The 20,301-nt window shown below is 39.8% G+C and carries 16 protein-coding genes; 5 read left to right on the forward strand and 11 right to left on the reverse strand.

All coding sequences use genetic code 11. The features are described 5' to 3' along the window. The first annotated feature begins 58 nt into the window (after window positions 1-58). The 3 genes from parC (at window position 59) to idi (ending at window position 3,897) form a co-directional block, all read left to right on the forward strand. Entirely contained in the window at window positions 59-2,338 is a 2,280-nt protein-coding gene (parC, locus tag CIK00_RS12870) for a DNA topoisomerase IV subunit A (protein WP_101769245.1), read from the forward strand. A 155-nt stretch (window positions 2,339-2,493) separates the two neighbouring features. After that, window positions 2,494-3,219 (forward strand): 1-acylglycerol-3-phosphate O-acyltransferase, encoded by a 726-nt coding sequence (locus CIK00_RS12875; protein ID WP_101769246.1) that lies wholly within the window; start codon window positions 2,494-2,496, stop codon window positions 3,217-3,219. Between the two features lie 150 nt (window positions 3,220-3,369). Next, window positions 3,370-3,897 (forward strand): isopentenyl-diphosphate Delta-isomerase, encoded by a 528-nt coding sequence (idi, locus tag CIK00_RS12880; protein WP_101769247.1) that lies wholly within the window; start codon window positions 3,370-3,372, stop codon window positions 3,895-3,897. 65 nt (window positions 3,898-3,962) lie between these two features. Here the strand turns inward: idi and CIK00_RS12885 are convergent, their stop codons facing one another. From CIK00_RS12885 to CIK00_RS12920, 8 genes are all read right to left on the reverse strand, one after another. After that, on the reverse strand, window positions 3,963-4,349 hold the full coding sequence (locus CIK00_RS12885; RefSeq protein WP_101769248.1) for a Rid family detoxifying hydrolase: 387 nt from the start codon (window positions 4,347-4,349) through the stop codon (window positions 3,963-3,965). A 109-nt stretch (window positions 4,350-4,458) separates the two neighbouring features. After that, complete coding sequence (locus tag CIK00_RS12890) at window positions 4,459-4,944, reverse strand: arginine repressor (RefSeq protein ID WP_101769249.1); 486 nt, start codon at window positions 4,942-4,944, stop codon at window positions 4,459-4,461. 304 nt (window positions 4,945-5,248) lie between these two features. Beyond that, on the reverse strand, window positions 5,249-5,716 hold the full coding sequence (pyrI, locus tag CIK00_RS12895; RefSeq protein ID WP_101769250.1) for an aspartate carbamoyltransferase regulatory subunit: 468 nt from the start codon (window positions 5,714-5,716) through the stop codon (window positions 5,249-5,251). Between the two features lie 16 nt (window positions 5,717-5,732). Next, window positions 5,733-6,662 (reverse strand): aspartate carbamoyltransferase, encoded by a 930-nt coding sequence (pyrB, locus tag CIK00_RS12900; RefSeq protein ID WP_101769251.1) that lies wholly within the window; start codon window positions 6,660-6,662, stop codon window positions 5,733-5,735. A 440-nt stretch (window positions 6,663-7,102) separates the two neighbouring features. Continuing rightward, the gene (locus CIK00_RS12905) at window positions 7,103-8,113 is read right to left on the reverse strand and encodes an ornithine carbamoyltransferase (protein WP_101769252.1); all 1,011 of its coding nucleotides are present in this window, start codon (window positions 8,111-8,113) and stop codon (window positions 7,103-7,105) included. A 126-nt stretch (window positions 8,114-8,239) separates the two neighbouring features. Beyond that, the gene (gene arcC, locus CIK00_RS12910) at window positions 8,240-9,154 is read right to left on the reverse strand and encodes a carbamate kinase (protein ID WP_101769253.1); all 915 of its coding nucleotides are present in this window, start codon (window positions 9,152-9,154) and stop codon (window positions 8,240-8,242) included. A gap of 63 nt (window positions 9,155-9,217) precedes the next feature. Continuing rightward, complete coding sequence (gene arcA / locus CIK00_RS12915; RefSeq protein ID WP_101769254.1) at window positions 9,218-10,438, reverse strand: arginine deiminase; 1,221 nt, start codon at window positions 10,436-10,438, stop codon at window positions 9,218-9,220. A 750-nt stretch (window positions 10,439-11,188) separates the two neighbouring features. Further along, window positions 11,189-12,637, reverse strand: coding sequence for a YfcC family protein (locus tag CIK00_RS12920; RefSeq protein ID WP_101769255.1), 1,449 nt, complete (start codon window positions 12,635-12,637; stop codon window positions 11,189-11,191). 539 nt (window positions 12,638-13,176) lie between these two features. Between CIK00_RS12920 and rraB the strand changes: the two genes are divergently transcribed. Beyond that, the gene (rraB, locus tag CIK00_RS12925; RefSeq protein WP_101769256.1) at window positions 13,177-13,575 is read left to right on the forward strand and encodes a ribonuclease E inhibitor RraB; all 399 of its coding nucleotides are present in this window, start codon (window positions 13,177-13,179) and stop codon (window positions 13,573-13,575) included. Between the two features lie 202 nt (window positions 13,576-13,777). Beyond that, complete coding sequence (locus CIK00_RS12930) at window positions 13,778-16,213, forward strand: beta-mannosidase (protein ID WP_101769257.1); 2,436 nt, start codon at window positions 13,778-13,780, stop codon at window positions 16,211-16,213. A 107-nt stretch (window positions 16,214-16,320) separates the two neighbouring features. On the opposite strand, the gene CIK00_RS12935 is transcribed toward CIK00_RS12930, so the two are convergent. The 3 genes from CIK00_RS12935 to CIK00_RS12945 all read right to left on the reverse strand — a co-directional run bounded on the left by CIK00_RS12935 (window position 16,321) and on the right by CIK00_RS12945 (window position 20,270). Next, window positions 16,321-16,734, reverse strand: coding sequence for a DUF2061 domain-containing protein (locus CIK00_RS12935; protein ID WP_101769258.1), 414 nt, complete (start codon window positions 16,732-16,734; stop codon window positions 16,321-16,323). A gap of 195 nt (window positions 16,735-16,929) precedes the next feature. Further along, the gene (locus tag CIK00_RS12940) at window positions 16,930-19,791 is read right to left on the reverse strand and encodes a valine--tRNA ligase (RefSeq protein ID WP_101769259.1); all 2,862 of its coding nucleotides are present in this window, start codon (window positions 19,789-19,791) and stop codon (window positions 16,930-16,932) included. A 38-nt stretch (window positions 19,792-19,829) separates the two neighbouring features. Next, a complete protein-coding gene (locus CIK00_RS12945) occupies window positions 19,830-20,270 on the reverse strand; it encodes a DNA polymerase III subunit chi (RefSeq protein WP_101769260.1) in 441 nt (146 codons plus the stop codon). Window positions 20,271-20,301 lie beyond the last annotated feature (31 nt).

A 20,301-nucleotide genomic window follows, 5' to 3' on the forward strand; every position in this document is an offset into this window, starting at 1 on the left:
TTAAATCGGCAAACGTTATGTTTGCCGAATCGCATTATTTAAGACGGATTATCTCACGATGACTGATGTCTCTATGGATGGCGTTGAACAGCTTCCACTTAGAAAGTTTACTGAAGACGCTTATTTAAACTATTCCATGTATGTAATCATGGATCGTGCGTTGCCTTTTATTGGTGACGGCTTAAAACCAGTACAACGTCGTATTATTTATGCGATGTCAGAGTTAGGTTTGAGTGCTACTGCAAAATATAAAAAATCAGCACGTACTGTTGGTGACGTATTAGGTAAATTCCATCCACACGGCGATTCTGCGTGTTATGAAGCGATGGTACTTATGGCACAGCCATTCTCTTACCGTTATCCATTAGTGGATGGCCAAGGTAACTGGGGTGCGCCTGATGATCCAAAATCTTTTGCTGCAATGCGTTATACCGAATCACGTTTATCGCGTTTTTCAGAAGTATTATTAGCTGAAATAAATCAAGGCACAGCTGATTGGGTACCTAACTTTGACGGTACTATGCTTGAGCCTAAAATACTGCCGGCACGTTTACCTCATATCTTATTAAACGGTATTACAGGTATTGCGGTGGGTATGGCGACGGATATTCCGCCGCATAACGTGCGTGAAGTGGCTAATGCTGCTGTGCACATGATTGATAATCCCAATGCTGACCTTGAACAATTAATGGAATTTGTGCAAGGTCCTGATTATCCGACTGAAGCTGAAATTATTACTTCAAAATCTGATTTGAAGAAGATGTACGCCACTGGGCGTGGTAGCGTCAAAATGCGCGCTATTTGGCATAAAGAAAACGGTGATATTGTTATTACCGCGTTGCCTCATCAAACATCAGGTGCCAAATTATTGGAGCAAATTGCGGCGCAAATGCGTGCCAAAAAGCTGCCAATGGTAGAAGACTTACGTGATGAATCAGATCATGAAAATCCAACTCGAATCGTGATTGTACCGCGTACAAATCGTATTGATTGCGATCAGTTGATGAATCACTTATTTGTCTCGACAGATTTAGAAAAAAGCTTTCGTGCAAATATCAATATGTTGGGTCTAGATGGTCGTCCACAAGTTAAAGGCTTGGTGACAATCATTAAAGAATGGCTTGAATATCGCCGTAATACGGTACGTCGTCGTTTGCAGTATCGTTTAGATAAAGTGATTGCTCGATTACATATTTTAGAAGGTTTATTAGCGGCGTATTTAAACATTGATGAAGTGATTGAGATCATTCGTAGTGAAGATGATCCTAAAGCGGAATTAATGTCACGCTTTGCTTTGAGTATGACTCAAGCGGATGCAATTTTAGAAATAAAACTGCGTCAGTTAGCCAAACTTGAAGAAATTAAGATCCGTGGTGAATTAGACGAATTAGCTAAAGAACGTGAGCAGCTTGAAACGCTATTAGGTTCTGAACGTCGTTTAAATACCTTGATCAAAAAAGAAATGATCGCTGATGCTGAAAAGTATGGTGATGATCGTCGTTCTCCATTGGTTGAGCGCGCAGAAGCCAAAGCAATGACTGAGCGTGATTTAATTCCAAGCGAAACGATCACTGTTGTATTGTCTGAAAAAGGTTGGATCCGCCATGCGAAAGGGCATGACGTTGATCCTAATACGCTTAATTATAAATCAGGCGATAACTATCTTGCCCATGCGCGAGGTAAGAGTAATCAACCTGCGATATTCTTAGGTTCAGATGGTCGTAGTTATGCACTTGAATCTCATAGTTTACCGTCAGCACGTAGTCAAGGTGAGCCGATTACTGGCCGTTTAAATCTGACTCCGGGCACTCATATGCGTCAGGTTATGATGGCTGATGATGATCAGTTATGGTTGATGGCATCAGATGCAGGTTATGGTTTTATTTGTAAGAGCAGCGATATGGTATCAAAAAATAAGAGCGGTAAAGCCTTATTAACCGTACCTGAAAAATCACTAGTACTGCCACCTCAACCGATTGCTGATATTAACAAAGATCAGATTATGGCCATTACCAATGAAGGCCGAATGTTATTATTCCCAATTAAAGATTTGCCACAACTCGGCAAAGGCAAGGGTAATAAGATCATTAATATTCCATCAGCACGCGCAAAAGCGCGTGAAGAATTCTTATCTTACTTAACGGTTATCACCGCAGATAGCCATGTCACCTTGTATGCTGGTAAACGTAAGTTAGGTTTGAAACCAAGTGATCTTGAAAACTTCCGAGGTGAACGAGGGCGTAGAGGTTCAATGTTGCCTCGTGGCTTGCAACGAGTGACAGATATTGAAATTGATTCGCCACAGACAGCGACTGATGATCAATTAACTGACCGTTAATGTTGATGATATATACAATAAAGCCCTCATATTTATGAGGGCTTTTTAAATGATTTATATGCGTTAATTATGTTGCTAACGATAGCATTATGGTTACACATAACGAGTGTGATTTATTTATATTTACCCACACTTGAACGCTGAGGAGTATTGGAATGATTTATATTTTACGCATGATTGCGATTGCAATTTTTGCGATTGTAACTTTTGTCTTTGGTTGTGGTTATTGCTTATTTAGTCCACGTAATCCTAAACATGTTTATACTTTTGGACGACTTTTTAGCAAGATGTCACGCGTGGTCGGAATTAAGCTTGAAATCCGTTACGCTGAAGGTGCGGATCAAGTAGGTCCAGCGGTTTATATTGCTAACCACCAAAATACTTATGATTTATTTACTGTATCTGGTGCGATTATGCAGCGTACAGTAACGGTAGGTAAAAAAAGTTTAGTCTGGATCCCACTGTTTGGGCAACTATACTGGATCACAGGAAATATTTTAATTGATCGTGCTAATCGTAGTAAAGCGGTAGGTACAATTGGTCAAGTTGTCGATAAAATTAAGAAAAATAAAGTCTCAGTGTGGATGTTCCCTGAAGGTACACGTTCTCGTGGCCGTGGTTTACTACCGTTTAAAACGGGTGCATTTCATGCCGCCATCGGTGCTCAAGTTCCTGTTGTGCCAATTGTATGTAGTTCAACCGATAAGGTAAAACTCAATCGTTGGGATAATGGTATTGTAATTGTCGAAGTTATGAAGCCGATTGCGACGGTTGGTTTGGGTAAAGAAGATGTTCGTAACTTATTAACCCAAAGTCGTGATCTAATGGCAGTGAAGCTAGCAGAATTAGATCAAGAGGTTGCTCAGCGTAACAAACATTAATCGTATTTATTTAAACGTTTAATAATCATAGCTAAAAGATATAATATGAGCATCATTAACAAGGACATGTTTTATAAACATGTCCTTGTTTTGTTTTATTGTTACTCAATAACGATGAACAATATTTTGAGATAAGAGTAGAAGATAATCATGACTGAAGAATATGTTGTATTGGTAGATGAGCAAGGCCATGAACTTGGCTTACAAGAAAAAATGCAAGCTCACCGTGAGGGCGTATTGCATTTGGCTTTTTCAGTATTACTTTATCGTGATACTCCTTCTGGGCGTGAATACCTGTTACATCAACGCGCATTAGAGAAGTATCATAGTGGTGGTTTATGGACCAATACTTGTTGTTCCCATCCTCGTCAAGATGAGTCGTTTAGCCAAGCTGGCATTCGTCGCTTACAAGAAGAAATGGGCATTACGTTGTCGACTAAGTTAACCGATGTCGGTCAGTTTTGTTATTACGCAGAATTGGATAATCAGTTAATTGAACACGAGTTAGATCATGTGCTGATAGCTAATGGTGATGGATTGGTGTTTACGCCTAATGTTGCGGAAGTAATGGCTTATCGTTGGTGGTCTACGGCGGAGTTGAAATTACAATTACAGCAAGCGCCACAGCTTTTTTCTGCGTGGTTTGCGCAAGTATTAGCAGTAGTGGAACAATCGTAATTCTTGTTACGATGAAGAACAAAAAGCGATCACTGATTTCAGTCTCGTGATCGCTTTTTTGACGATTATTTACGTACTGCAATCGCTTCAATTTCAATTTTTACATCTTTAGGTAGACGCGCAACTTCAACACAAGAGCGAGCAGGGTAAGGCGCATTGTGTTCATCGAAAAATGCACCGTAAACTTCATTTACTGCACCAAAATCATTTAGATCTTTAACAAATACAGTCATCTTCACGATATCAGCAACACATAAGCCTGATGCTTCAACAACCGCTTTAACATTATCTAATGATTGACGTGTTTGAGCTGCAATGTCTTCTGCAACTTCACCTGTTAGTGGATTAACCGGGATCTGACCTGATGTTAGTACCATGCTACCAAGATCAACACCTTGTACGTAAGGACCGATTGCCGCTGGTGCTTGCTCTGTATGAAGAATTTTTGTCATGATTTATCCTATTTTATGATCATTAAAAGGCAAAATAATAGCCTTTAAGTGTTAATTAATATGGGGGCAATAACGCTTATATTCAACTAATGATCATCGTTATCAATAGCTATTTCAGCCCTAAGCGTTGTTTTACTACCTGTAGGCATTCGTTAATTCGAGTAATATCTTTTGGCGCAACCATGATGGTATCGTTACCGCCAATCGTCCCTAAAATATCCACATGGGGCTGCATGTCAATTAACCGTGCCACTAATTGTGCACTACCTGGGTGGGTTTTTATAACAACCACTAACTGGTTATGGCTGATAAATTCAACTTGTGACGCAATAGAAGCGTTAATTTTAATTGGCTCATTCTCTGCTGTAAGGCAATAAATTTTTTTCCCCGCAGCATTGGGTACTTTGGCTACCCCGAGTCGCAATAATAACCGTGACACTGTTGATTGACTGATATCGTGAAAGCCTAATTCAATTAACTGATACCGAATATCATCTTGCGTTGTAAAACTTTGCTGTTGTAATAAGCGTTTACATGCTGATGTCATATTATCATTACAATAATTATGGTCGATTGATGGGGGTTGGATATCCATTTGAGGTCATTCCTTGGCGAGATATGGATCAATAACGGATTAGACGATATAGGTCATCTTTAATGCGCACGTATGCATATTGATAATAGCAATTATAATATAGTGTAGATATGACCATTATCACCAAATAACAAACGTTATATGAAGTTACTCTAGTGAATGATAATAATGTGATGGGGGTTAACGTTATAGATTGTGTTGAGTTAACCGTTTCTTGAATGCAGATAAAAATACCCAGCGCATACTTATTATTCTTTCTCATTGAAAGTGTATTTGCTGGGTAGATACGTTACTTATCGACTTTTTAGTGATTACATTCAGTCACGATTTGACGTGAGAATACTTTTTCGCAGTATTTACATTTTAATTGAATATCTGCTTTTTTAGTCAGTACCTTAAAGCCACTATTAACGGGTTCACCATGTGAAATACAGTTACTGTTGGGGCATTTAAAAATAGCGCTGATAAATTCAGGCAGTGATAAATTAAGCTTTTTAACCACTTCGTAGTTTTCAATTTGATTAACAGTTGCTTTTGGTGCATAGAGCGCTAATTGATTGGCTTGATCTTCAGTGACAAACACATTTTCAATTTTGATTAGATCTTTAGTACCTAATGCTGAAGAGGGTAAATTAAGACCAATAGTGACGCGTTCATTCGTTCCTTTGATATTAAATAATTTAAGGATTTTAATGCCGACATTAGCCGGAATATGATCGATAACTGTGCCGTTTTTAATTGCTTCAACTTTAAGTTGGGTTTCCTTAACCATGATTGTCACGCCTCTTCTATAGGTTTTCATTAAGTACAAGAGCAAGTAGCGCTTGACGCGCATAAACACCATTTTCTGCCTGTTGGAAGAAGTAAGCATATTTGGTTTTATCTACATCAACGGTGATCTCATCAACGCGTGGTAGTGGATGCAAGACTTTTAGATTGTCGCGTGCACTTTCCAACATGTTAGCTGTTAGGATATAAGCTGCTTTCATATGTACATATTCAGATTCATCAAAACGTTCTTTTTGAACCCGTGTCATATAAAGAATATCTAATTCAGGAATAACATCTTCCATGTTGTTGTGCAGGCTATAACTGATACCTGCGTCATCTAACTCTTCGCAAATATAATCAGGCATTGCCAGTACTTCAGGGGCAATAAAGAAGAATTTAACATCATTAAACTTTGATAATGCTTGGGTTAATGAATGTACGGTACGGCCATATTTTAAATCACCAACAAAAGCGATATTAATGCCATCAAGTCGACCTTGAGTTTCATGGATCGTAAACAGATCGAGCAAGGTTTGGGTTGGATGTTGATTAGCACCATCACCGCCATTGATCACTGGAACACCATTAGAAAACTCAGAGGCTAAACGTGCAGCCCCTTCTTGTGGGTGACGCATAACGAATGCATCGACATAAGAGGTGATCACTTGGACTGAATCTGACAGTGTTTCACCTTTATTGGCTAATGATGTATTTCCTGGTGAATCAAACCCTACCACTGTACCGCCTAAGCGCTGAATGGCAGTCTCAAAAGAAAGACGGGTACGGGTTGATGGTTCAAAGAAGCAACTTGCGACGACTTTATTTTTAAGTAAGGTCGGGTTAGGTTCGGCTTTTAGTCTCGCAGCAGTGTCAATAATAAGCTCTAATTCAGCGCGATTAAGCTCGGAGATGGAAATAATATGCTTTTTAAACAGCGAATTAGCCATGGCTTCTTTCCCTATGATGGTTAAATTAAATTAAAAAACGGTTGTTATCATTGTGTTTGCCAAATTTTAGGCAAAAAAAAGCCCCCTATTAAAAGGAGGCTTTTTTTTGAAAAAGAATAAAAATAAAACAACAAACCATTATCAACGGATGATTACAGCGAATCAATTTGGTATTTATGATTAGGTTCATTTTTTATCTCTTGCTAGGCAAATTGGAAGGATTATACCGTCTATTTTTTGTTACGCAAGCGTTTGCGTTAACTATTTAATGTGCGGATTTTTATGCAATTTTAGGAATGACAGATTTTTGTGTTTCTATTTTTAGTATTTTGAAAAATAAAGTTTTTATATTATTTTTAATTTTATAGCTGCAATAATATGCAACTGCCGCTCTAATAAGCGGCAGAAGAATTAAAGGATATCGTAATTAGGTTGGTGGTTTAATTACCTAATGTAGCAACCATTACTGCTTTGATGGTGTGCATGCGGTTTTCTGCTTCATCAAACACGATTGAGTGGTCTGATTCAATCACTTCATCGGTTACTTCCACCCCTTTAGATAACATTGGGTAAGCTTGAGCAAGCTCTTTTCCAATAGTGGTATCTTCGCCATGAAAAGCGGGTAAACAGTGCATAAATTTCACATGCGGATTACCTGTTGCTTGTAACATTGCCATGTTTACTTGGTATGGCAACATTAAATTGATTCGCTCTGCCCATGCTTCTTTGGCTTCACCCATTGAAACCCAAACATCGGTATAAAGGAAATCACAGCCTTGAACTCCTTCTTGAACATCATCGGTCATGGTGATTTTAGCCCCAGTTTCAGCTGCAATTTCACGGCATTGAGCGACAAGTTCAGCATCAGGCCAGAAAGCTTTTGGTGCGACGAGGCGAATATCCATCCCCATTTTCGCTGCGCCAACCATCAATGAGTTACCCATGTTATTACGCGCATCACCAAGGTAAGCAAATGATATTTGATGTAATGCTTTACCACGGCCATGCTCTTGCATGGTTAAGAAGTCAGCTAAAATTTGAGTAGGGTGGAATTCATTTGTTAGACCATTCCATACTGGAACCCCTGCGTATGCGCCAAGTTCTTCAACAATATTTTGTCCAAAACCGCGGTATTCAATACCATCATACATACGGCCTAATACGCGAGCGGTGTCTTTCATTGATTCTTTATGGCCAATTTGAGAGCCAGAAGGGCCTAAATAAGAAACTTGAGCGCCTTGGTCAAAAGCGGCAACTTCAAATGCGCAACGAGTACGGGTTGATGTTTTTTCAAAGATCAGTGCAATATTTTTACCTTTAAGGCGTGGTTGCTCATAACCATTGTATTTCGCTTTTTTTAATTCAGCTGAAAGCTCAAGTAAATGTTGAATCTCACGAGGAGTGAAATCAAGTAATTTTAGGAAGTTGCGATTACGAAGATTAAAAGCCATGATGTATCCCTCTTAAGGTTCAGTATCTCTTCGACTGAATCTTGTTATGTTATGGTTTAGTTGCTCAATAATATTAAATGTTAATAATATGTGTATCTTATTTTTTGTTATTTGTGAATAAATATTCTACTTATCCGCAATAATATTTGTTCCAGCTTGGCCTTTTAGAATCTCTAATCCATCATGTAGCGCGCCGATACCGACAAATTTCCCACCTTGCTTGATAAATTCACATGATGCTTCAATCTTGGGTCCCATCGATCCAGCGTCAAAGCTGTACTGTGATAATGCGCGTGGGGTGGTACTGGTGATCGCTTTCTGGGTTGCTTTACCCCAATCGAGATAAACCGCATCAGTATCAGTTAAAATAAGTAACGCATCGGCATTTAATTGCTTGGCGAGATAAGCGGCTGACATGTCTTTATCGATTACTGCTTCGACACCGATAAGTTTGTTGTTTTCACGTTTAACGGGAATACCGCCACCGCCAGTACAAATAACCAAGTGATTGCGTTTAATTAGGGTTTCGATAGCATCGCATTCAATAATTCCAATTGGTTGTGGGCTTGGTACTACACGGCGGAAATATTGACCGTCAGCTTTAACTGTCCATTGAAATTTCTCGGCTAATTCACGCGCTTCAGCTTCTTGATATACAGGGCCAATAGGCTTAGTTGGATCAGCAAATGCTGGGTCTTGCGGATCAACGAGCATTTGAGTAAGCATGCAAGAGACATCTAGCTCTGGTAGTAAATTCTTAAGTTCTTGCATTAAAATGTAGCCGATCATGCCTTGTGTTTCTGATCCCAATACATCTAATGGGTAAGGCATCACTTTTTTATATTCCAATCCTTGAAGTGCCAGTAATCCTACTTGCGGGCCGTTACCATGAACGAGTACGACATTATATTGCAGTGCAATTTCCGCGATGGTTTTTGCCGCTGTCGCAATATTTTGACGTTGAATGCTAGCTTCTAAAGGCTCACCGCGACGTAGTAAGGCATTACCACCTAGGGCAACAACAACTGTTTGTTTCGTCATAGCCGTGTATCTCCTCGTTTATTAGAGGCTGGTCGATAGTCGCACCAGCCCTTTTTTATTGGGTTAAATACCATCACGCTCAATTGGGCAGCTCATGCAGCGTGCGCCGCCACGACCACGACCAAGTTCATCACCAGGGATAGGTAAAACAGTGATGCCTGCTTTATCATATTTTTCATTGGTATAAGTGTTACGCTCATAACCAATAACCACCCCAGGGCTAACAGTTAATACGTTGTTAGCATCGTTCCATTGTTCACGTTCTGCTTCAAATCCATCACCGCCAGTAGTAACTAGATTAAGTTGATCAACGCCCAAGGCTTTTTCGATAGCGTGAACAAAATAACTTTCTTCTTTAGCTTTAACGTTGCCATAAGCATCGCCCGTTAAGCTCCAGCATTGGACGTCTTTACGAATAACTTCTGGGTAAACAGAGAAGGTATCTTCACGCATATGTGTCATTACGGTATCAAGGTGCATGCATGAACGGTGCTTTGGTAATTCCATTGCAATGACTTGCTTGGCTTGACCGTGTTTAAATAGGCTGGCTGCTAACGCTTCAACCCCTTGTGGTGTGGTGCGTTCTGACATGCCGATTAACACGCTGCCTTTACCTAGCACTAAAACATCACCGCCTTCGATGGTAGATTTGTCATAAGCATTTTGCTCATCGCCAAAGTACTTAATGAAGTCTTGGCCTGCAAAAGTTGGATGCCAACGATAAATTGCCCGTAAATGGTTTGTTTCACGTTGACGTGCTTCTTTTGCCATTGGGTTGATAGAAACACCGCCATACACCCAACATGAGGTATCACGAGTAAATAGATGATTAGGTAATGGCTTGATAATAAAATCACAAGGCGAATGCATTTTTTGCATAATCGATGATGATTGCAGTGGCAATTCTGCGTAACTTAAACCACCTAATAAAATTGAAGCGAGTTCAGTATGCGGAAGGTCAGCCAAGAAACAGCGAATATCATTAGCAAAGGTATCACCAAAACGGTAATTTGATATCTGAGTTGATAGCAACCAATCTTTTGCTTCTGGAATAGCCAATGTTTCGCTTAACATATTTTGTAATAATAAAACTTCAACACCTTGTTGGCGTAAAGTATTAGCAAATACATCATGTTCTTGACCTGCTTTTTCAACAGATAAAACATCATCAAATAATAAATCTTGGCAGTTTGATGGTGTTAGATTATTTAAAGCCCGCTCTGGACGATGAATAAGTACGCGGCGTAGTTGACCTATTTCCGAACCCACATAAAAGTTACCCATAATAGTATCCCTCTATTTTTATGCCTATTAATGATGGCTATGTTTAAAGTTACGAAGCGTTAAATAAGTATTGGGTGTTGTTTATGTAATTGATTCTACGTGGTTAGTTTTATTTGTATAAGATCATTATCACACTTTAATTATTAATGACTTAGTTATGCGGTAGTGGTTTTTTACGAAAAATAATAATAAAAAAATAATGATATTTACTGATTTATTATGTAGTTGTCATGTTTTTTTAAGAAAAATCTTGTTTTTATATCATTGTTTTTAAAGTATATTTTATTTTGATATGAAATCTTATGCATTTTGTTTTTTAAATTAAGTTTTAATCGTGGCGAATATTATTCAAATAAGATGCGTAGATATATTAAATAACAAGTGTTTTTATTTTTTTTATAATGTCTTTAAGTGTTTTTTGTGATGGCTGTTTATTTTGTTATTTTGTTATTTTTTAAATTTAAATATGTTTTAAATTATATTTATTTGATGATTTTAAATATAATTTCTGTTTTATTAGAAGATTAGAAGATTAGAAGATTAGAAGATTAGAAGATTAGAAGATTAGAAGATTAGAAAAATAAATAAGGTTTAAAAAATAATTCTAAGTATTAATTAACCCATAAGATAAATAACCATGACGTTATTATTATTGCTAATAAAAATGTGACTATGTTTATAATAAGTAATAAAAAACCGCCCGTAGGCGGTTTTAATAAAGGATATAGATTTATAGGTTAAATTAGCGAGTTACACTAATATTACGCCAATACTTAAAACCACCATCGTAAATACAATAATAATGCCTAATAATGGTGCGACCCATTTTAGCCAACGGATATAAGGTACGCGAGCGATGGCTAATCCACCCATTACAACAGCTGAAGTTGGTGTGATTAGGTTGACTACGCCAGAAGCAGATTGGTAAGCCGTAACAACGAGTTCGCGTCCGACGCCTGAAAAATCAGCTAATGGAGCCATAATTGGCATGGTCAGCACGGCTAACCCTGAGGTTGATGGAACTAAAAATGACAGTAGTATTTCTAATATATACATCACATTGATAAACACGACCGCTGAAAGTCCGGTAACGATGTGCTCGGCTGAATTTAAAATAGTATCGGTGATCATACCGCGATCCATTATCACCACAATACCGCGCGCAATACCGATAATTAACGCGACTCCAAGCAGATCTCGCGCACCATCAATAAAGCTGGTTGAAAAATCTTCCTCACTCATTCGTGACACGAAGCCAATGAGAATAGAAACGCCAAGGAACATGGCTGATATTTGTGGCATCCACCAACCAGCAATAGCAACCCCATAAATCATTACCGCAAACGATAGTCCAAAGATAGTCAGAATAACTTTACGAGTGGTAGTGAATTCAAGCATTTGGTCCGATTGATTACTTAAAAAATGTACTTTATTTTGTTCATATTGGTCATACACAATTGATTTGGTTTTATCGTCACGCACCATTTTTGCATAACGCATGACATAACCGACACAGATTAACCAACCGACGGTTAGGATGATAATCCGTAACATAATGCCATCAGTGAACGGTATTCCTGCAGCGTTAGAAGCAATAACTGTCGCAAATGGGTTTATTGTCGAGCCCAATGTACCAATACCTGCTCCTAGTAACACCGTTGCCGCGGCGACGAGAGGATCAAACCGTGCCGCCATCATTACAGGTACTAATAAGGTATAAAAAGGTAATGATTCTTCTGCCATACCATAAATGGTACCGCCCGCGGCAAACAGACCCATCAGAATAGGGATCATTAACTCTTCTTTACCATGCAGGCGAGCGGTGACACGCTCAATACCAGCATCAATGGCACCTGTTTTTGTTACTAGCCCTAAAAATCCACCGATAATTAAGATAAATAATGACACATCAATAGCGGCGGCTTCATAAGATTCATGGTTATAAAAACCATCTATTGGTGCGAGTAATACATCAACAACGCCTTGGGGATTACTCTCAACTGGTTTATAAGTGCCTGTAATTGGAACTTCTTTACCGAGTTCAGCATTCATTTCACGATCGTATTGCCCCGCAGGTACAACCCATGTGAGGGCGGCAACAAAAGCAATTAACATAAATAAAATGGTATAAGCAGAAGGAAATTTTAATTGGGAAAAAAAGCTTTTCTTTTCGGTTTTAATCTCAGAGTGTGTCGTCATGGTTATCTCCTGCACCGTCGGTTAGTGACAACCATAAGGTGTGTTTGTCTGCATGAGTGAGAATGATCACTTATGAAAAAAGAGGGGCACAAACAATAAATGTAACTAATTGAAAAATAGTGCTACTTAATATCACGGTGGTAGATAGGTCATAAATAGTCTCATTGGGCTATGGGGCACAATGATTCTAAAGTGGAATTTGATTACTAACTCAACGATTGTTCACAAATTGTTTGCATTTATATTGAGTGATGAAAGTGCCATTTTAAAACGCGGGATATTAGTGTAAAAAAACTGGGTGTCTATGCGAATAATATTACAAAAGATTAATATATAGCGCAGAATTGCGGTTATCGCAGCATAGTCGGTATTATCGTGGTGGAATATTATGCATAGCGATGAGTACATTAGGCGTTGGCGTTAATGACTTAAGTATTGATTAAGATCAATTTAGACTAGGCTTGCGCGTAAGATATGGTAATTGAGTGCAAACCATGCGATATTTGCCAGCAAATTTATTCCATAGGTAGAGTGATACTATGTCTTACGCAGAATTGATTGCAGAGCAAAAAGAAGAAACTCGCGAAATTATTGCCGCGTTACTTGAAGATGGCAGTGAGCCAGAGGCGCTTTATACTATTGAGCACCACTTTTCTGCAGACACATTTGAAGAACTAGAAGCTGCTGCCGCTGAAGCATTTAAACTTGGTTTTAATGTTTTAGAAGCAGAAGAGCTAGAACTTGATCCTGAAGACGGCGGTGGCAAGGTTGTATGTTTTGATGCCGTAATGGAATCAGCTCTAAATGCCGAATTAATTGATGAACAAGCTGAAAAGTTAATGATATTGGCTGAAAAGTACAGCATCGATTATGACGGTTGGGGTACTTATTTCGAGTCAGATGAAGATGATGAAGAAGAGAGTGAAGACGAAGAATAAATCGTCATAACACAACTCTGTTCTAAAAAGCCGGCATTTTGCTGGCTTTTTCTACTTTTTGGCTGTGGTATCAAGCTTTGATATTGATGACATAATAGAAATTTACCCGTGATCACTGTCTGTAATCACAACGCGTGTAAATCTTTCCATTTATCCTCACACATTTAAATAATACTGAATATATTCAGTATTGGAGTGATTGATGACAATCTCACTTAATGGCCAGTGGTTGCTTGCGTGTGTTCAACGTACAGCAATTCAAGACCTTCATATTGATTTGCCGGGTGATGTTCATTCGGCATTATATGCAGCCGGAGAGATCCCTGATCCTTATTGGGCAACCAATGAAAAAAAAGTTCAGTGGGTCGGTGAGTGCGACTGGATTGTCAGCCGCCACTTTGAGTTAACTGCCGAACAACTGACGTGTAATGCCATGGACTTGGTATTAGATCAGCTTGATACGGTAGCTGAAATTCGTATTAATGGTCATACCGTTGCCGATTTTAATAATATGTTCATGCGCCATAAGGTGGATGTATTAAGTTGTTTACAAGTGGGCACTAATCGCATTGAAATTGTGTTACATCGTGCTGATCTAGCCGCTAAAAACCGTGCAGATAAATTACCGTTCCCAGTACCGTGGGCAAAGGGTAATAACCAAATTCCATTTATGAATACGCTGCGTAAACCACAGTTTCATAGTGGTTGGGATTGGAGTATTTGTCTGTCTGTTTTGGGCGTCTATGGTGATATTGTGCTACAGCCAATTGAGCATGTACGTATTAGTCATCTAGAAACTAAACAGAAATGGCACCAGCAAGAATGTGAGTTAGCGGTTACTTTACATTATGAAGTTGTTTCTGAAAAAGGACTGGCTAGTGCGTCGGTTACTTTTGATGGGCAAACCTTTTGTCTTACTCTCGATCGAGAGGCAACCAAAGCCAGTGTTATTTTCCGTATTGATAATCCTCGCCATTGGTGGCCTGCGGGTTATGGTAAGCAGCGGTTATATAAATTAGCGTTAGAAGCTGATGGCGTTGCGATAACTAAACAGATTGGTTTACGCAAGTTAGAATTAGTTACTGAAGATGACGATCATGGCCAAAGTATGGTGGTAATGGTCAATGATGTGCCTATCTCTGTTCGTGGTGCTAACTGGATCCCTCTGGATGCGATGCCTGCACGTATGAGTGAGCAACGTTACCGTAATTTAGTTACTGATGCTGCCGCTGCTAATATGAACATGCTGCGAGTGTGGGGCGGTGGAATGTATGAAAAAGACATTTTTTATAATCTTTGTGATGAATTAGGCTTACTCGTTTGGCAAGATTTGATGTTTGCCAATGCATTGTATCCATCAACCCCTGATTTTATTGCAGAAGTTGAACAAGAAGTTGAATACCAAGTTAGACGCTTAAAAGATCATCCAAGTTTAGTGCTATGGTGCGGTGATAATGAGGTGCTGGGGGCGATTGATCGTGATCCTGAATCGCGTCAGCATCGTGAAAAGCATCTGATTAATTATGATCGGCTTAATCGTGCATTAGCTGACGTCGTTGAACGTGAAGATCCCTCGCGTCGCTTTTGGGCTAGCTCACCGTGTAATGGTGAATTAAATATTATCGATACTTGGCATCATGATCCTCAACGAGGTGATATGCACTGCTGGGATGTATGGGATAGTGGTAAAGAATTTGATTCTTATCTGCAAGTAACCCCCCGTTTTTGCTCAGAATTTGGTTTTCAATCTTGGCCGTCATTACCGACGATAAAGAGTTATTTGCCTGAACAAGATTGGAATATTAGCTCGCCAAGTTTTGAAAGCCATCAAAAAAGCAGTAATGGCAATTCGATCATTACCGAAATGTTTACCCGTTACTTTCGGTTTCCGAATGGGTTTGTCAATATGTTGTATTTATCACAAGTACAACAAGCATTAGCGGTCAAAACAGCGGCTGAATATTGGCGTACTCAAAAACCGACTAATCGTGGCATGCTTTTCTGGCAATTAAATGACTGTTGGCCGGTAAGTTCATGGTCATCATTAGAATACAGCGGCCGGTGGAAACAATTGCATTACCATGCGCGTCGCTTCTTTGCGCCGCAAATTGCTACTTTTACTCGTGATCAACATGGGCTTAAATTACATCTTGTGAATGATGGCCGTAAAAATACCGAGTTAAAAGGTGAAGTGGTATGGCAAAGCTGGGAAGGGGAAATTCTTTATCGTGAGCCGATTGCGCAATATTTAGAAGCTGACTCAACCAAGATCGTATGGGAATGGTTGAATGAAGATTTAGAGGGTCATGAACAAGATGGCTTTTTCCATGTGCATTTGCATAGTGGTCAGCAATTAATTGAAAATACGTGGTTTCCAGCACGCCCTAAATACTGTGAGCTAGCTTGTCCTGATTTACGTTTTGAAGTTGCAGAGCACAATAATGAGATAGTGGTAATGCTAAGTAGCAGTAAACCCGCCTTCTTTGTGCATTTGGAATTTGAAGGCGAAGGGCGATTTGAAGATTCAAGTTTTACGCTTGTGCCTGAGCATCAACGTCAAATTAAATATATTGGTTCAGCGACCTATGCTGAAGTTGCTCAAGGTTTACGGGTTTATCACCTTAAACAAAGTTATTAGTCGCCTGTTTATTAATAAGTAATATTATTAGTAACTCATAATACAAGTAAATAAACCCTGTTTGTTATTGATGTAATGTCATTTAATAAGCAGGGTTTTTTGTCATCTTAATGATGTAAACAAACCATCATTGACATCAATTGTTGAGGCGGATTTTGATGGTGTTGTTTTTTTTGCCACACTCGCTCGTGAAGGTAATAAGCCAAGGTATTAATTGTTGGTTCGATCATCGCCATTGTGCCACCAATCAGTAAATCACCAGTTAGTAAATACACGACAGTAAAAGCGACACTAAAATGCAATATAGCGAAACTGATTGTCTTTTTACTTGGAGAGGAATGTTGGGTTTGAACGAGCTTTTTGGTTTGCCATACTTTCTCATGGAAGTAGAAAGCAACAGTATTGACCATGGGCTCGATTAAAGCGATTAAGCCACCAATCAAAAGGTTTCCCGTTAAGAGAAATGCCAAACTAAAAGCAACGGTAAAATGGATAATGGCAAAACTAAGGGTCTTCTTCATAAGGTTAATCTCATTAATTTGATGTAATGAGTATTACAAACTTAGTTCAATAGGTAAATTCGGTATTTTATATATCACCAATAGTTAAAAGCTATTATTAGTAAGTGTTTTTATCTTTGTCTGAGTGCTATGAATTTTAGAATAAAAAAAACCGACGTCGAAACGTCGGTTTTTATTGATATGATTAACGATTACTTATAGCGCGGCAATAGTTGCTTTTTGCTCGGTAAGTTTAACCAGTGTTTCTTCATAACCCGCTAGTTTTTCACGTTCTTTAGTAATTACGATTTCAGGCGCTTTAGCAACGAAACCTTCGTTACTTAGTTTGCCCGCAGTACGTTTGATTTCGCCTGTCATTTTCGCAATTTCTTTATCTAAACGTGCAAGTTCAGCATCTTTATCAATCAGACCCGCCATTGGGATCATTAACTCAGATTTACCTACAAGTGCTGTTGCACAAGCAGGTGTCGCTTCACCGTCAGCCAATACTTTAACTTCTTCAAGTTTAGCCAGAGATTTAAGTACTGTTAGGTTTGCTTCAACACGAGTTGCATCGTTAGCATCTGCGACTTTCAGCATTACTGATAGTGGCTTGCTTGGCGCGATATCGTATTCTGCACGTAAGTTACGAATACTAGTGATAAATGCTTTAACAAACTCAATGTCAGTAATTGCAGCTTGATTGAATTGCGCTTCATCAAACTGAGGCAATGCCTGATTCATGATGGTTTCACCTTCAACACCGTCAACCAGTGGCTTAACGCTCTGCCAGATTGATTCAGTGATGTAAGGTAATACTGGATGCGCAAGACGTAATGTCTTCTCAAGTACTGTGATTAAGGTATGACGCGTTGCACGTTGTTGTGCTTCAGTGCCTTTCCATAGAACTGGTTTTGTTAGCTCTAGGTACCAGTCACAGAATTGGTTCCAGATGAACTCATAAAGTACACCTGCAGCCATATCGAGACGGAAGTTATCAATGTGAGTATTAAAATCTTTCGCAGCTAGTTGGAATTGTGATTCAATCCACTTGTCAGCCGCTGAGTACTCAAGAATGCTATCGGCAGCAAAACCACAATCTTGATCTTCTGTGTTCATTAGTACGTAACGGCTTGCGTTCCATAGCTTGTTACAGAAGTTACGGTAGCCTTCAAGACGCTTCATGTCCCAGTTGATGTCACGGCCAGTCGAAGCCATTGCAGCAAGGGTGAAACGTAGTGCATCGGTGCCGTAAGGTTCAATACCTGCTTCAAATGTCTTACGGGTCGCTTTTTCGATCTTCGCGGCTAGTTGAGGTTGCATCATGTTGCCACAACGTTTCTCTACTAGAGACTCAAGATCAATACCATCGATCATGTCGATAGGGTCGATTACGTTACCCTTAGACTTAGACATTTTATCGCCGTTTTCGTCACGGATAAGACCGGTTATGTAAACAGTTTTAAACGGTACTTGTGCTTTGCCGTCTTCATCTTTACAGAAGTGCATGGTCATCATGATCATACGCGCAACCCAGAAGAAGATGATGTCAAAACCGGTTACCAACACATCAGATGGGTGGAAGGTTTGAAGATCAGGGGTGTTTTCTGGCCAGCCTTGCGTACCAAATGTCCATAGCGCTGAAGAGAACCATGTATCAAGTACGTCGTTGTCTTGGTTTAGTACCACAACTGGCGCTAGATTGTGTTTCTCACGTACTTCATCTTCGTTACGACCAACGTAAACATTACCGTCGTTATCGTACCAAGCTGGAATGCGGTGACCCCACCAAAGTTGACGAGAAATACACCAATCTTGAATATCACGCATCCAAGAGAAGTACATGTTTTCGTACTGCTTAGGGACAAATTGGATATCACCATTTTCAACGGCTTGAATCGCAGGTTCAGCTAATGGTGCCGCGCGAACGTACCATTGTGCGGTTAGCATTGGTTCGATAACTACGCCACCACGATCACCATAAGGAATAGTAAGATCGTGATCTTTAATTTCTTCTAGTAGACCAAGCTCGTCAAATTCAGCAACGATAGCTTTACGCGCTGCAAAACGCTCCATACCTTGGTATTTGGCTGGAATCTCAGTGCTGTAAACATCACTTTCTTCACCATTGGTGGTGAATACTTCCGCCGCATCACGAATATCAGCATTGAAAGTTAGGATGTTGATCATCGGTAGGCTATGACGCTTGCCTACTTCGTAGTCATTGAAATCGTGCGCAGGGGTGATTTTTACACAACCTGTACCTTTATCTATGTCCGCATGCTCATCACCTAAAATAGGGATGCGACGGCCAATGATAGGTAGAATGATTTCTTTGCCGATCAGATCTTTGTAACGTGGATCTTCAGGGTTTACTGCAACACCTGTATCACCCAGCATGGTTTCTGGACGGGTTGTTGCAACGACAATGTAGTCTTTACCATCTGCTGTTTGTACACCATCAGCAAGTGGGTAACGGAAGTGCCACATGTGGCCTTTAACATCTTTGTTTTCAACTTCGATGTCAGAGATCGCTGTGTGCAATTTTGGATCCCAGTTAACCAAACGTTTACCACGGTAAAGCAGGTCTTCTTGGTAAAGGCGAACGAAAACTTCTTGAACAGCATTTGATAGACCGTCATCCATCGTGAAGCGCTCACGATCCCAGTCTACTGATGCGCCAAGGCGACGAAGCTGTTTGGTGATAGTGCCACCAGATTCGTTTTTCCATTCCCAGATCTTATCGATGAAAGCATCACGGCCGTAGTCGTGTTTAGTTTTGCCTTCTTCAGCAGCGATCTTACGCTCCACAACCATCTGGGTAGCAATACCTGCGTGGTCTGTACCAACCTGCCATAAGGTATTTTTACCTTTCATACGCTCACAACGGATCAGGGTATCCATAATGGTATCCTGGAACGCGTGGCCCATATGTAGGCTACCTGTGACGTTTGGTGGCGGGATCATAATGCTGTAAGCATCTTTAGATGTATCACCATGAGGCTTAAAGTAACCAGCCTCTTCCCAGCGCTGATAAAGCGCTTGTTCAATTGATTGTGGGTTGTATGTCTTTTCCATAGCGCTCTTAGAAGGATTCTATGTGGATTTAAGGCGTCTCAAGCAGCCGTAGTCGTTATTTGAATACCAGCAAGGCGATAAGCCTTGTAGCGTTCACGAGCTTGCTGCTTGAGCATTTCATCGCAAGGGACAAAGTCTACCACTTGTGCAAAGCTAACCGCAAAATTTGCGACAATTTCGGCTAAATTAATTAATACTGCGCGGTGTCCGCTATAGCGTAAACCGGGCCAACCAATTTCAACCGGTGATCCTCCTCTAGGTCCTTCGCCAATTAAATTATGCGGGACAAAATTATCGGGATCTTGTTGCCATAGATATTCATCTATTTGTTCTGCTTGTTGTTTGTTTGCTGCAAGTAAGAAAACACGGAGTCCCTGACGGTAACTCATGGCTGCGCAATGACAAGCAAAATGGCACTGAAAATCACTATTAGCGCCAGCTTGATTATCATCTAATATATAAAACGTAGCATGAGTCATAAATTATGTCCTAAAAGAAAAGGGCCAAAGG

It is taken from the genome of Photobacterium carnosum, from assembly GCF_002849605.1.
Classification (GTDB): Bacteria; Pseudomonadota; Gammaproteobacteria; order Enterobacterales; family Vibrionaceae; genus Photobacterium; species Photobacterium carnosum.

What these genes read in the sequence shown, in the direction of transcription:
- arcC (WP_101769253.1), bottom strand. Translation starts at nt 9,154, where the DNA reads ATGACGAAACAAACAGTTGTTGTTGCCCTAGGTGGTAATGCCTTACTA.
- CIK00_RS12940 (WP_101769259.1), bottom strand. Translation starts at nt 19,791, where the DNA reads ATGGAAAAGACATACAACCCACAATCAATTGAACAAGCGCTTTATCAG.
- rraB (WP_101769256.1), top strand. Translation starts at nt 13,177, where the DNA reads ATGTCTTACGCAGAATTGATTGCAGAGCAAAAAGAAGAAACTCGCGAA.
- arcA (WP_101769254.1), bottom strand. Translation starts at nt 10,438, where the DNA reads ATGGGTAACTTTTATGTGGGTTCGGAAATAGGTCAACTACGCCGCGTA.
- CIK00_RS12945 (WP_101769260.1), bottom strand. Translation starts at nt 20,270, where the DNA reads ATGACTCATGCTACGTTTTATATATTAGATGATAATCAAGCTGGCGCT.
- parC (WP_101769245.1), top strand. Translation starts at nt 59, where the DNA reads ATGACTGATGTCTCTATGGATGGCGTTGAACAGCTTCCACTTAGAAAG.
- pyrB (WP_101769251.1), bottom strand. Translation starts at nt 6,662, where the DNA reads ATGGCTAATTCGCTGTTTAAAAAGCATATTATTTCCATCTCCGAGCTT.
- CIK00_RS12920 (WP_101769255.1), bottom strand. Translation starts at nt 12,637, where the DNA reads ATGACGACACACTCTGAGATTAAAACCGAAAAGAAAAGCTTTTTTTCC.
- CIK00_RS12890 (WP_101769249.1), bottom strand. Translation starts at nt 4,944, where the DNA reads ATGGATATCCAACCCCCATCAATCGACCATAATTATTGTAATGATAAT.
- CIK00_RS12930 (WP_101769257.1), top strand. Translation starts at nt 13,778, where the DNA reads ATGACAATCTCACTTAATGGCCAGTGGTTGCTTGCGTGTGTTCAACGT.
- CIK00_RS12875 (WP_101769246.1), top strand. Translation starts at nt 2,494, where the DNA reads ATGATTTATATTTTACGCATGATTGCGATTGCAATTTTTGCGATTGTA.
- CIK00_RS12935 (WP_101769258.1), bottom strand. Translation starts at nt 16,734, where the DNA reads ATGAAGAAGACCCTTAGTTTTGCCATTATCCATTTTACCGTTGCTTTT.
- idi (WP_101769247.1), top strand. Translation starts at nt 3,370, where the DNA reads ATGACTGAAGAATATGTTGTATTGGTAGATGAGCAAGGCCATGAACTT.
- CIK00_RS12905 (WP_101769252.1), bottom strand. Translation starts at nt 8,113, where the DNA reads ATGGCTTTTAATCTTCGTAATCGCAACTTCCTAAAATTACTTGATTTC.
- CIK00_RS12885 (WP_101769248.1), bottom strand. Translation starts at nt 4,349, where the DNA reads ATGACAAAAATTCTTCATACAGAGCAAGCACCAGCGGCAATCGGTCCT.
- pyrI (WP_101769250.1), bottom strand. Translation starts at nt 5,716, where the DNA reads ATGGTTAAGGAAACCCAACTTAAAGTTGAAGCAATTAAAAACGGCACA.